13 protein-coding genes and 1 pseudogene are annotated in these 12559 nt (G+C 40.8%); 6 read left to right on the top strand and 8 right to left on the bottom strand.

Features of this window, described 5'->3' with window-relative positions:
• Positions 1–86 precede the first annotated feature (86 nt).
• From ACWF5P_RS06610 to ACWF5P_RS06595, 4 genes are all read left to right on the top strand, one after another.
• A complete protein-coding gene (locus ACWF5P_RS06610) occupies positions 87–1340 on the top strand; it encodes an extracellular solute-binding protein (protein WP_452444729.1) in 1254 nt (417 codons plus the stop codon).
• Positions 1341–1489: 149 nt separating this feature from the next.
• Entirely contained in the window at positions 1490–3025 is a 1536-nt protein-coding gene (locus tag ACWF5P_RS06605; RefSeq protein ID WP_434168856.1) for an alpha-amylase family glycosyl hydrolase, read from the top strand.
• Between the two features lie 79 nt (positions 3026–3104).
• Complete coding sequence (locus ACWF5P_RS06600; RefSeq protein ID WP_434168857.1) at positions 3105–4754, top strand: alpha,alpha-phosphotrehalase; 1650 nt, start codon at positions 3105–3107, stop codon at positions 4752–4754.
• A gap of 332 nt (positions 4755–5086) precedes the next feature.
• Positions 5087–6130: a LacI family DNA-binding transcriptional regulator gene (locus tag ACWF5P_RS06595; protein ID WP_101224141.1), complete on the top strand. Its 1044-nt coding sequence runs from the start codon at positions 5087–5089 to the stop codon at positions 6128–6130.
• Between the two features lie 35 nt (positions 6131–6165).
• Here the strand turns inward: ACWF5P_RS06595 and ACWF5P_RS06590 are convergent, their stop codons facing one another.
• The 5 genes from ACWF5P_RS06590 to ACWF5P_RS06570 form a co-directional block, all read right to left on the bottom strand.
• Entirely contained in the window at positions 6166–6945 is a 780-nt protein-coding gene (locus ACWF5P_RS06590) for an MBL fold metallo-hydrolase (RefSeq protein ID WP_402942907.1), read from the bottom strand.
• 119 nt (positions 6946–7064) lie between these two features.
• The gene (locus ACWF5P_RS06585; RefSeq protein WP_402941320.1) at positions 7065–7940 is read right to left on the bottom strand and encodes an SDR family oxidoreductase; all 876 of its coding nucleotides are present in this window, start codon (positions 7938–7940) and stop codon (positions 7065–7067) included.
• A gap of 240 nt (positions 7941–8180) precedes the next feature.
• On the bottom strand, positions 8181–8672 hold the full coding sequence (locus ACWF5P_RS06580) for a YajQ family cyclic di-GMP-binding protein (protein ID WP_101224139.1): 492 nt from the start codon (positions 8670–8672) through the stop codon (positions 8181–8183).
• A gap of 103 nt (positions 8673–8775) precedes the next feature.
• The gene (locus ACWF5P_RS06575) at positions 8776–8907 is read right to left on the bottom strand and encodes a DUF3941 domain-containing protein (protein ID WP_082196697.1); all 132 of its coding nucleotides are present in this window, start codon (positions 8905–8907) and stop codon (positions 8776–8778) included.
• A 68-nt stretch (positions 8908–8975) separates the two neighbouring features.
• Positions 8976–9842 (bottom strand): DegV family protein, encoded by an 867-nt coding sequence (locus ACWF5P_RS06570; protein WP_452444728.1) that lies wholly within the window; start codon positions 9840–9842, stop codon positions 8976–8978.
• A 157-nt stretch (positions 9843–9999) separates the two neighbouring features.
• Between ACWF5P_RS06570 and ACWF5P_RS06565 the strand changes: the two genes are divergently transcribed.
• Complete coding sequence (locus tag ACWF5P_RS06565) at positions 10000–10842, top strand: YitT family protein (RefSeq protein WP_230177369.1); 843 nt, start codon at positions 10000–10002, stop codon at positions 10840–10842.
• 135 nt (positions 10843–10977) lie between these two features.
• Positions 10978–11226: pseudogene (locus ACWF5P_RS06560) on the top strand (KGG domain-containing protein); the annotation flags it as partial.
• 42 nt (positions 11227–11268) lie between these two features.
• Here ACWF5P_RS06560 and ACWF5P_RS06555 read toward each other — a convergent pair.
• The 3 genes from ACWF5P_RS06555 to ACWF5P_RS06545 form a co-directional block, all read right to left on the bottom strand.
• A complete protein-coding gene (locus tag ACWF5P_RS06555; RefSeq protein WP_101224136.1) occupies positions 11269–11460 on the bottom strand; it encodes a DUF3813 domain-containing protein in 192 nt (63 codons plus the stop codon).
• A complete protein-coding gene (locus ACWF5P_RS06550) occupies positions 11460–11612 on the bottom strand; it encodes a hypothetical protein (protein WP_202190617.1) in 153 nt (50 codons plus the stop codon). The genes ACWF5P_RS06555 and ACWF5P_RS06550 overlap by 1 nt, the downstream gene beginning before the upstream one ends.
• 102 nt (positions 11613–11714) lie before the next feature.
• Positions 11715–12530 carry a Cof-type HAD-IIB family hydrolase gene (locus ACWF5P_RS06545; protein WP_434168860.1) on the bottom strand — a complete coding sequence of 272 codons (816 nt, stop codon included), beginning with the start codon at positions 12528–12530 and terminating at the stop codon, positions 11715–11717.
• Positions 12531–12559: the final 29 nt, after the last annotated feature.

Below are 12559 nucleotides of genomic sequence, written 5' to 3'. Positions count from 1 at the left end.
TTTATTTGAAGTACTGAACTGAAAAAACAGTATTATTTGGTGCTTTTGGACATGATAGAATAAACATTTTAAAAAGGAGAATCAAAGTGAAGAAGCTGATTTTTCATTTGTTCATGTCCATGTTTTTGATCGTTAGTGTAAGTGCTTGTGGTTCCAGTTCAGATTTGGAAAATGAAGCAGTGAAAGAAGAAAATAAGGAAAAGGAAGACGAAGCCAGCAATGAAGCGAAGCCGGAAAAATTGATCATTTGGGAGGAAAAAGGTAGAGCGGAGGCCCTAAAGCCGGTGATTGAAGCTTTTGAAAAAGAATATGGAATCAACGTTGAGCATGAAGAGATTGAAATAGCTACCGAGATGTATGAACGGCTTCGTCGTGATGGGCCAATCGGAAACGGAAAGGCCCCGGATGTCGTAACTTTTTCTCATGAAAGAGTCGGGCAAATCGTGAAGGAAGGCTTAATTCAGGAAGTGAAGGTGGAAGATGAGGTATTGAATGCCTTCATTGAACCTTCAATTAGGGGGGAAATGTATCAAGATAAGGTATTTGGATTGCCGAAATCCGTAAACACATCCGTTTTCTTTTATAATAAAAAATTGATGGCTAAGGCTCCTGAGACGATGAATGGCCTTTATAAAATGGCGAAGGAATTAAGAAAGGGTGACGTTCATGGTTACTACGCCAAATGGAATGGTTTCCATGATTCGTATGGAGTAATCGCTGGAATGGGAGGTTATATATTTAAAGATAAGAATGGGAAACTAGACCCTTCCGACATTGGTTTGAATAATAAGGGTGCCATAAAAGGGGCTGCATACATCCAAAAATGGTATAGGGCGGGTTTGATTCCCAAAGGCGACAAGGCAGCGATCGAAAAGTTGTTCATGCAAGGGAATTTGGCTTCTATCATGAGTGACGGGAACTCATTTACCGAGCGGAAGGATACAGGAATTGCCCCCATGCCTGAATTGCCCAATGGCAAGCCAATGAAAACGTTCATGGAAATCAAAGGCTGGCATGTAACAGCATTCACAAAACATCCTTATTGGTCTACGAAGTTAGTTGAATATTTGACTAATGATGATAATGCAATGCAGCGTTATGATTTAACAGGGGAAATCCCTCCGAATAAATCAATCAAACACAATGCCGCAATCAATGAAAATGAAAGGGCACAAGCCTTAAGCATACAATTACAATACGCTGAACCAGTACCGAATATTCCGGAAATGAATAAGGTATGGGGACCGATGAATTCAGCCATGGATGAAATGACCACTCAAAAAGCAAAACCAAAAAGGACTTTGGATAAAGCGGTCAAGACGATAAATAAAGAACGTTAATCATGTTCTGCCTTTTTTAATTCAGAAACCATATCCAGTATCCCCAATTTGTCCCTTTAGTGTAAAGTTTTTTATAAATTGGATTTGACGTTAAGGGGTCAAAAGGCTAATCTTAAAGGCGTAAAGAGATAGCTAGGAGGAGAGCGGATATGAGAAAAAGAGTGTTATCACTCGCTTTAATTCCGTTGCTTCTTTTTTACGCCATTCCAGTAGGAGCAGCTGAAAAAGAACAACGAACTTGGAAGGATGAAATCGTATATTCATTATTGGTCGACAGATTTTTCGATGGGAATACTCAAAATAATGGAGATGCGAACGTGAATGACCCTTCCGCGTTTAATGGTGGGGATTTCGAAGGTGTCACGAAGAAACTTAATTATTTAAAAGATATGGGTTATACCGCTATCATTCTTTCACCGATTTTCGCTAACGATGCAAAAGGCTATCATGGCGATTGGGTGGCCGATTTTTATAAAACGGATAAACACTATGGGACAATGAAAGAGTTTAAAAAACTCGTGAATGAGGCACATAAACGTGATATGAAGGTGATCATTGATTTTCAAGCAAATAATGTGGGTCCTGACTCCACTTGGCTGACCGATCAAAAAAAACAAGATTGGTTCCATGAAGAAAAAAAGATTTCCAAGGACGGTAGCCAAACGGCTTTGGAAACAGGCTGGGTCGATGGTCTTCCCGATTTGAATCAAGATAATGAGGAAACAAGAAAATATTTACTGGATGCTGCCAAATGGTGGATAACGGAAACCGATATTGATGGATACCGTATAAATAAAGTCCAATACGTAGCGAAGGATTTTTGGAAGGAATTTGTGGATGCAGTTAAATCTGAAAAATCAAATTTCTATACAATCGGCGATGTGCAAGGTGATGCCGAATTGATTTCAAGCTACAAGGAGACGGGTATCGATGCTTTTATGGCTTATCCGCAAAATTCAGAGCTACGGAAAGCATTTGCTGCACCCGATAAAGAATTGAAACCTGTTTTTGATGCGTTTGCGAAAAGCGAAGATAAATTAGGGGGCAATGCCCATCAGGCATTGTTCATGGATACAGAGGGAATGCCCCGGTTTACAAAGGATGCAGCCGACCATAACGAAAATCCAGGTTCCAGATGGAGAATGGCGCTGTCGTATCTTTATACTATGCCAGGGGTGCCAATCGTATTTTATGGTTCGGAAATTGCCTTGAACGGCGATATTGCCCCGGATAATCATAAATTGATGAATTTTAAGACAGAACAGGAATTGGTGGAATATATAACAAAGCTTTCTGACCTCAGAGACATTTACCCAGCATTGAAAAAAGGGAATATGGAGCTTTTATATGAAAAAGGTGGGGCTTCGGTATTCAAGCGTGTATATGGTGAAGAAACGATTGTCGTCGCCATGAACAATACGACTGAAACTCAAACGATAAACCTTACTGATAAGGAGCTTGAAAGCAATAAAGAGTTGAGAGGTATGCTGAATGGGGATCTGGTCCGCAGTAAGGACAACAGCTACTCTATCGTAATCGACAGGGAGACGACAGAAGTCTACACGCTGTCACCTAAGTCGATTATTAATATTCCTTACCTGTTAGTTATAGGATTGGTTCTTCTTATTTTTGGTATATTCATTGCTTTGGTTATTAAGCGTTCTAAACGAAACCAACCAAAATAATCATATGCCTCTCGATTGTCGGTAGCCGCCAAACATTGTCCCTAAGGCTTTGTGGAAAACAGGATCGGGAGGTTACAGCATGAATAAGACCTGGTGGAAAGAAGCGGTTTGCTATCAAATATACCCGCGCAGTTTCATGGATAGTAATGGTGATGGAATCGGGGATATAAAAGGATTGATATCTAAGCTTGACTACCTGCAGGATTTGGGGATAGATGTTATTTGGATTTGTCCATTTTATAAATCTCCCAATGCGGATAATGGCTATGATATTAGTGATTATCAAGCGGTTTCCGATGAATTCGGTTCAATTGAAGATATTGATCTATTATTGAAAGATGTTCATGGACGTGGGATGAAGGTGATACTCGATCTTGTTTTGAATCATACAAGTGATGAGCACCCCTGGTTCGTCGAGTCACGTTCTACCCGCGATAATCCGAAACGGGATTGGTATATATGGAGGGATGGGCAGGACGGCCGTGAGCCTAATAATTGGGAAAGCATCTTTTCCGGAAGTGCCTGGAAATTCGATGAAAGGACCAATCAATACTATTTACATTTATTTGCCGAAAAGCAGCCAGACTTAAACTGGAAAAATACTGATGTGCGAAAGGCATTATATGAAATGGTCAATTGGTGGCTCGATAAGGGAATCGATGGCTTCCGGATTGATGCGATCACGCATATTCATAAGCGTGAAGGCCTTCCGGATATGCCCAATCCTTATTGGCATCAGTATGTACCTGCGTTTGAAATGCATACCAATCAGGACGGAATTCTGGATTACCTTCAGGAGTTGAAAGAAGAGACTTTCTCTAAGTATGATATCATGACGGTCGGTGAGGCCAATGGCGTCAGGATTGAGCAGGCGGAAGAATGGGTCGGGGAATCGAAGGGGAAGTTCAATATGATCTTTCAATTTGAACATCTAGGGCTTTGGAATAGGGGACAGAATCACGATGTTGATGTTCAAGGGTTAAAGCGCACAATGACCAAATGGCAAAAGGGGCTGAAAAACAAAGGATGGAATGCTTTGTTTTTTGAAAATCATGACCAGCCGAGAAGTGTATCCACCTGGGGAAATGATCAACAATTTTGGTTGGAAAGCGCAAAAATGATAGGGGCCCTATACTTTTTTATGCAAGGGACACCTTTTATTTATCAAGGTCAGGAAATTGGCATGACGAATGTCCAATTTGATTCGATTGATGATTATGATGATGTCGGTATGAAAAACTTCTACCGGATAGAGACCTCGAAAGGTCGTCCTCATGATGAAATCATGAACATTATATGGCATAGCGGCCGTGATAATTCACGAACACCGATGCAATGGAACGATATTGAAAATGGCGGATTCACCCATGGAACACCTTGGATGAGGGTTAATCCAAATTATCGCGCCATTAATGTAGAACAGCAGAAAAATGACCCGTCATCCATTTATCATTTTTATAAAAGGATGATTGAACTTCGAAAAAAACATCAGGTCCTCGTTTATGGGGAATATGAATTGTTATGGGAAGATCATCCTGAACTTTATATTTATACAAGAAACATGAATGATAATTCAGTCATGGTAATATGTAACTTTAGTATGAATCACCATCAAATCGACCTTTCCTATTGGGGGAAAATGGAACTTTTACTAGCTAATTATGATGATTGCCCTGAGGTATCCCTTATTGATTTACGTCCATATGAAACGAGGATTTATCGTTATTGATTGCTATGGACTTGATTGGAAATTAGCTTAAAACCTATGTAGTTAGTCGTCTGACTTCTTATTTTCCAATACACCTGTCGTTTTTGAAGAAGCTGATCATACATCAGCTTCTTTTTGAATTTTAAAACATAGATGAAAAAAACGGAAAAGTAAGTATTTTCTGAAAAATTGAACAAACATTAAAAAAAGTATGGATATAACTATTGAACTGAGTGTATTATGAATACATACAAAATGTATAAATATAAAACAAATATTAAAGAAGTGTTTATTGGTATTCACCTTTTTTAAAAATGAAGTCAATAAAGGCTAAGAGGGGAGAGGGGAAATGCATGGCCATCACAATAAAAGATGTGGCACAGTTAGCGAATGTTGCTCCTTCAACAGTTTCTCGAGTGATTGCAAACAATCCTCGGATAAGTGAAAAAACAAAGGTACGGGTACGTAAGGCGATGACTAAATTAGGATACCATCCAAACTTCATTGCACGTAGTCTTGCCAATCAATCGACCAGGATCATTGGTTTGGTAATGCCAAGTTCGTCAAATGATTATTATCAAAATCCCTTTTTTCCGACGATCCTCCAGGGTCTAAGTGAGGGAGCCCAGGAAAACCACTATTCCTTGTTGCTAAGCACGGGAAAAACCGAAGATGAAATCTACGAAGGAGTAGTGAATATGGTGCAGGGGGGTATGGTGGATGGAATAATCCTGATGTATTCAAGGATGAACGATCACATTCTGACCTATTTGAGAGAAAGGGCTTTTCCATTTGTAATCATTGGGAAGCCCTATGATTACATCGAGGAGATAACATATGTTGATAATGATAATGTCTTGGCAGCCGAACAGGCAACGGATTACCTTATACAGCTAGGGCATGAAAGGGTTGGATTCATCGGAGGTGATGAATCCCTTGTGATGACCCTTGATCGCTTATCAGGATATGAACGGGCATTGGAGAGGGCTGGAATTGATCGAAGGATGGAATATACCCTGCATGAAGATTTTTTGCATGAAGGGGGACAAGCCGCTGCAAAAAGGTTACTATCCATCGATGAACCACCTACCGCTTTGGTGGTCAGTGATGATCTCATGGCACTTGGCATCGTCCATTCACTTCGCGAGATGGGCGTGCGCACTCCTGAAGAAATGTCAATCGTCAGCTTCAATAACGTTCTTTTCTCTGAACTGTCATTACCGGCCCTGACTTCCGTAGATATTAATATTTTTGATTTGGGATATCAGGCCGCTAAAGGCATCATTCACATGCTGCAGACTGGGGATGCTCCTGCCGGGACCATCATTCCACATCATTTCGTGGAAAGGCACTCCTGCAGATCGATCAAGCAAGGTGCAATGGCCATGACTTATTAAAGAAAAGGGCATTGCAAAAGCAATGCCTTTTTTTGCTAGAAATGTACGCTAAAACTTTTGAATGCATGTACACCCGTTCCGTGTCTGACTAATTTATTCCCTTTAAGATATTTAATGGCTGCTAGAACTTCCTCAAGAATCCTTGGTTCGAGGCCGAGTTGGTTGTGTCCGCCATAGATTTTGGAGACTGCCTTGATCTTTGCGATTTTTTCTAACGAATTAACAAGGTCTTCAGGGCTCGTAGAGGGATAAAATGCATAAACGGGGGTATCTGAATAGAGCAGGTCGCCAGTGAATAAATAACCTGTTTCATTATCCAAAATTGAGATGTGGCCAGGTGAATGCCCAGGCGTGTGATAAATGATTAAACTACGGTTCCCGAGATCGATCGTGTCCCCATCAGATAAGAGCCTATCAGGGTACCCCTGGTATGGCTTGTATGTAAAAGGATCGAATGATTCAGGTATGGGTAATGTTATATCCCGGGCCATGTTCTTTCTTATTTGTTCCAAGGACAAACCATCAATGCCGTTGATTAGCCAATTGGCATCATCACCATGAACATAAATGGTATCAAAATCACCGTGACCCCCAATATGATCCGCATGAACGTGTGTAGTCAGGACGGTAATAGGAAGATCGGTAAGCTGGTCTGTAATCCCCTTAATCGAACCGATGCCTAACCCTGTGTCTATTAACGCAGCTCGGGTCTCCCCAAGTAATAAATAGGAATGAACTTTCTCCCAATGACCATATTCACTGATTGCAAACGTATTTGGGTCCAATTCCTGAACGGTAAACCATGGATCTACAATTTTTTTCAAAAATGACTCCACTCCTTCCAATCATATATTCCGCGCTAACCGGTAATATCCTGCTTGAAAGAGCAAAAGCAGCGGATTTGTGAAATCCACTGCTTTTGGAAAGGTAAGGCTTATCCGTTTACAACGGTCCCGCCGTTTACATGGATGACTTGTCCGCTGACATAGGATGAATCATCACTTGCCAAATATACATAGGCTGGTGCCAATTCCTCTGGTTGCCCTGCACGGCCCATTGGAGTATCCTGTCCGAATTTGGCAACATCCTCTTCGCCGAATGAGGCAGGAATCAGCGGTGTCCAGATCGGGCCTGGAGCCACACCGTTCACTCTGATGCCATCTTTTGAAATGGAGTTCGACAGGGCTCTTGTAAATGAAAGTATTGCACCTTTTGTTGAAGAGTAATCGATTAGTTTTGGGTTGCCCTGATAGGCTGTTATAGAGGTTGTATTAATGATGCTGCTTCCTTTTTTAAGGTGCTTCAATGCAGCTTTAGTTAAGTGGAACATCGAGAAAATATTCGTGCGGAACGTTTTTTCCAATTGTTCAGCTGAAATGTCCAGGATACTTGTCTGCACATGCTGTTCTCCGGCGTTGTTGACTAGAATGTCCAAACCGCCAAATTCATCAACCGTTTTTTTGACGACTTCCTGGCAGAAGGCTTCATCACCGATATCACCGGAAATGAGTAAACATTTCTGGCCTTCTTTTTCAATCAATTCTTTTGTCGTTTTGGCATCCTCGTGTTCATCCAAGTAAGCAACTGTCACATTAGCTCCTTCTTTAGCGTAGTAAATGGCAACCGATTTACCGATTCCGCTGTCTCCTCCTGTTATGATTGCCGTTTTACCTTTTAATTTGCCGCTTCCTTTGTAGGCAGCTTTAACTGAATCAGGGTTCGGTTCCATTTTTGTTTCCAGTCCAGGTTGATGCTGCTGATGTTGAGGTGGAAATCCTTGTTTGTTCTGATTTTGGTTTTGAGTAGTCAAGATATAAACGCCTCCCATTTAATTATCTACGCTTTTTCTATTCCTTCTTTTAGGAAAAAGAAAACATGGAAAAAATACCCAAATTAAGTCTTGTTTAATGTTTTAACTGAAGGGAACATGACTAGTCTTTCCATGTTCCATGAAGGCGATTCATTTGAAGAAAAAGGGGGGATGAACTCTTATGGAGGCCGTTGCAACAAATAAAAAAAGACCCACCCAAAGCAGGTGAGCCCTTAATACTTAGCGGTAATTTAGGAATTGTACATCAATGGACAGATCAGCGCCCCGGATCGCGGAAATGATTCCTTGTAAATCATCCCGGTTCTTACCGGTAACCCGGATTTGATCATCCTGGATTTGGCTTTTCACTTTAAGACCGCTATTTTTAATGATGGTATTGATTTTTTTTGCTTGCTCCTTATCGATGCCTTGAATTAACTTAGCCCGTTGGCGAACGGTTCCGCCAGAAGCTCCTTCTAATTTGCCATAATCCAGGTTCTTGACGGGTACGTCACGTTTAATGAGCTTACTGATGAGAACATCCTTCAGCTGATCGAGCTTATATTCATCGTCGGATACTAGAACCAGGTCTTCTTTTTCAATTGAGATGCTGCTTATGCTCCCTTTAAAATCATAGCGAGTCTGTATTTCCTTCATAGCCATGGTAACTGCATTCGTTACCTCTGAAAAGTCTACTTTCGAAACAATATCAAATGAATTTTCCTTTGCCATCACTTACCTCCAGCAGGGTTTATTTCCTTTATTATAGAGAAAGTGTGATAGGAAGACAACTATATAAACGATATTAAAAAAGCGAGGGGACTAGCCCCGCGCTTCATTTATGGTCCGTTTTCTTCGAATAGGAGTGCTTACCTGCAGTAAGGTTTTCCTGATAAGCGATATTTTTTTCAGCATTTCTTGCTTGGTTATCTTTGGGCCTTTTATTGTCATCGGTTGTTTTGGACATAGTGAAAACTCCCTTCCATTATCTGATCAATATATATTGTTCACAATTATGGAAGGGAGTATGTATGTTTATGATTTCTCAGGGGTATCGTTTAAGAAGAAGAGGGCAATTGTGCCAGGACCGGCATGTGCACCGATGACGGAGCCAATTGTATGGATCATGAAGTCGGTTGTCCCAAATTCATTTTGGATGGCTTCCTTCCATTCCAGTGCCGTTTCTTCATCATCGCCATGACTGATGGCAATCGTTTGGGTTGTTAAATTTTTGCCTCTTTCGTGCATTAATTCGATTACACGTTTAATCAATTTCTTTTTGCCGCGTATCTTTTCGAGCGGAACAAGCTTCCCATCTTCAACATGCAATAACGGTTTAATGTTTAATAAACCGCCAACAAGGGCAGATGTCTTGGAGATGCGGCCGCCACGGGCCAGATATTCTAGATTATCTACAGTGAATAGATGCTCCATATGCCGCGTTTGGAATTCGATGGCAGCCAGGATTTCTTCTTTAGTGGCACCGTTTGCTGCCAGATTGGCCGCTTTCTTTACAATTAAACCGACGCCCATTGAAGCACATTTCGTATTGACGATTTCAATGTCAAGTTCAGGGTACTCTTCCTTCACCTGATTAAGAATCATCACTGCCGTTTGATATGTTCCTGATAACTCAGAAGAAAAGGCTATATATATCCCTTGTTTTTTCTCCTTGGCAAACTGTGTGAAAAGTTCTATAAAGTATTCTGGGGAAGCTTGCGATGTTTTCGGGGCTTTTCCTTCAAGCATCGCCTGATAGACTTCGTGAGAATTAATAGTAAGTAAATCTTCATAATTTTCCCCTTCAAGATGGACTTGTAAAGGGATTAATGAAACATTGTTTTCCTTATAGAAAGACAACGGCAAATCACATGCACTATCTGCAAGAATTGTGATAGCCATAATACACCTGCTTTCTTTTTACAATTTTTAGAAAAATGAGTGGTCACTCTACTTTTTAGTGTAGCACGTAACGGTGAAAATTCAATCTCTACGTAAATAGAATAAATAATTAAGGGTAAAAAGATAATAGAATAAGGGTGAAATGGAGGTTTTTAGGATGTTTAGTGGTGAAATGAAGAAAATTATCATAGTTGTGGTCGGAGCATTGCTTAATGCCATCGCAATGAACTTTTTTCTAATACCGGCAAACGTATATGCAAGCGGCTTTACGGGAGTGGCCCAGCTTCTATCAAGGATGATTGGTTCTTTTGCTCCTTTTAATGTATCGACAGGTATTCTATTGCTTTTATTGAACATTCCAGTAACGATCATTGCTTGGCGAAAGGTTGGAAAGTCTTTCACTTTTTATAGTTTCCTCAGTGTTGCCTTGATGTCCTTCTTTATGGAAATCATTCCGATTACACGCTGGTCACCTGACATATTATTGAATGCGGTATTTGGCGGAGTCATTGCTGCAGTAGGTGTGGGGATCACATTGAAATACGGTGCATCGACTGGAGGAATGGATATTATCGCCATGCTTCTTTCACGTAAGAAAGATAAACCTGTAGGTACTTATTTATTTCTGCTGAATGGCGTGATCATTGTAACGGCAGGTGCTGTTTATGGACCGGAAAAAGCTTTGTATACACTTGTTACCCTTTATACATCGACACGTGTCGTGGACGCGATACATACGCGTCATGAAAAGCTTACGGCCATGATCATTACAAAGAAAAGCGAAGAGCTTAAACAGGCAATCCACGCTAAATTAGTTCGCGGAATTACAAGGGTTCCCGCAAAAGGTGCGTTCACTAACGAAACTAAGGAAATGTTATTGATTGTCATTACAAGGTATGAACTGTATGACCTTGAACGGATCATCAAGGAAGTGGATCCACACGCTTTCACAAACATCATAGAAACGTCAGGCATTGTTGGAACTTTCCGCAGGGAATGATATTAACAAAAAATCTAGGCCATTACACTTCTATTACAAAAGGGAGTATTTGGGCGTAATAAGTTTATTGCCTGTACAAAACGGCTAATTCTTATATTGTAGCGCCAATTTAAAATCTTAGAAGGAGTGATGAAAATGGCCAACGACGAAAAAATGAGCAGACAGGAAGCAGGCCGTAAAGGCGGGGAAGCCTCATCTAAAAATCACGACAAGGATTTTTACCGGGAAATTGGGCAAAAGGGCGGAGAAGCCACATCGGATAATCATGATAAGGAATTCTATCAAGAAATTGGACAAAAGGGTGGGGAAGCCACTGCTGATTCCCATGGTAAAGACTTTTATAAAGAGATCGGTGAAAAAGGCGGTAAGGCACGAAATAACAATTGAAACAATCGAAAGCCTCCAGGAATCCTGGAGGCTTTCACGTTATTTAGAGTGGTTTTCCAGCTCTTCCTGAAGTTCTCGCAGTTGTTCTTTTTCGGCCTCGTTCGTATTGGCAAAGGCTGATGAAAGAGCGTTTTTAGCGATTTCCTCTGTCTTTTGCTGGTCACCGTCATGCTCAGAGTGGAGAGCTTCTTCAACAAATTCCCTTGCCTTTTGAAATAATTTGTTTCCCATTAGAAGCCACCATAGCTTTGTTCAGACATAATCCTTAACCTGTCTTTTTCTGCTTCTTCAAACGTAGTGTGATAAGGGATTTTTTCGGCATGCTTGGCAACACTTTCTTTGCCCTGCTGTACAAATCGTTTAGATTTACTGCTTTTACCCATTCTTATCTCCTCCGATTCTGAGCGTTTCGACAACGGAATGGATCTGTTGTCCATATTAGTTTGGCTTGAAAGGTCGATATTATGAAGGTAAAAAATGACGTATTAGGCTTTTATATTGAATTTTTCTTCGAGGAAGACGGCTATACCATCTTCTTCATTCGTCAATGTAGTCGTATTTGCTACCGTTTTTACTGGTGAGATCGCATTTCCCATGGCCACCCCGGTTCCCGCGTATTCAAGCATTTCCAAATCATTATCTTCATCACCGAAGGCGATTATCCTATTTTGAGGAATTTCCAGATAGTTGGATACCCGTTTAAGCCCTACGGCTTTACTTAACCCGCTTTTTATTATTTCGATGATATGAAAAGGCTCTGCCCAGCGGCGATGATCGACCAATTCTGCATGAACATCGGATAAATGCTGGCGAATCTGTCCTACGAATTCACTATCTGTGTGAATTAGCATCGAAGTTGGGGAATCCTGAAGGTAATTGCGCAAGTCACCTGTCTTCATGGTCGGATTTCCTACATTGAACATGTTCATCAATTTTTCATCATGATAATGGACATAAACTTCATCCCGGACTTCTGCGATGATGTTGTGATATTTAAACTGATCACATGCTTCGACAATCTCTTTCGCAACATTTATATCCAGTGGAGAGTGGTATACCCCCCAGCTTGTATGTAATGGGTGATGGACGAAAGCACCATTGAAATTAACGATTGGTGTATTCAACCCCAATTCCCGGTAATAAAGTTCACTTGAGCGAAAGGGACGCCCGGTGGCGATCATAACTTCGTGTCCATCTTCTTTTAATTTCAGGAGTGTTTTTTTAGTCCTTGAAGAAATTGTTTTGTTATCTGTAAGTAAAGTACCATCAAGATCCAATACGATCAAATGTTTCTCAGCCATGTACACACCTTCTGTTCTTTTTGATTTCA

This window comes from Peribacillus sp. NPDC055009, from assembly GCF_053608705.1.
The sequence above is the reverse complement of the archived record's forward strand: the minus strand, read 5'-3'. Positions and strand labels throughout refer to the sequence as shown.

Coding starts and splice junctions, on each gene's coding strand:
- ACWF5P_RS06605 (WP_434168856.1), top strand. CDS start 1,490: ATGAGAAAAAGAGTGTTATCACTCGCTTTAATTCCGTTGCTTCTTTTT.
- ACWF5P_RS06570 (WP_452444728.1), bottom strand. CDS start 9,842: ATGGCTATCACAATTCTTGCAGATAGTGCATGTGATTTGCCGTTGTCT.
- ACWF5P_RS06545 (WP_434168860.1), bottom strand. CDS start 12,530: ATGGCTGAGAAACATTTGATCGTATTGGATCTTGATGGTACTTTACTT.
- ACWF5P_RS06565 (WP_230177369.1), top strand. CDS start 10,000: ATGTTTAGTGGTGAAATGAAGAAAATTATCATAGTTGTGGTCGGAGCA.
- ACWF5P_RS06595 (WP_101224141.1), top strand. CDS start 5,087: ATGGCCATCACAATAAAAGATGTGGCACAGTTAGCGAATGTTGCTCCT.
- ACWF5P_RS06600 (WP_434168857.1), top strand. CDS start 3,105: ATGAATAAGACCTGGTGGAAAGAAGCGGTTTGCTATCAAATATACCCG.
- ACWF5P_RS06555 (WP_101224136.1), bottom strand. CDS start 11,460: ATGGGAAACAAATTATTTCAAAAGGCAAGGGAATTTGTTGAAGAAGCT.
- ACWF5P_RS06575 (WP_082196697.1), bottom strand. CDS start 8,907: ATGTCCAAAACAACCGATGACAATAAAAGGCCCAAAGATAACCAAGCA.
- ACWF5P_RS06580 (WP_101224139.1), bottom strand. CDS start 8,672: ATGGCAAAGGAAAATTCATTTGATATTGTTTCGAAAGTAGACTTTTCA.
- ACWF5P_RS06550 (WP_202190617.1), bottom strand. CDS start 11,612: ATGGGTAAAAGCAGTAAATCTAAACGATTTGTACAGCAGGGCAAAGAA.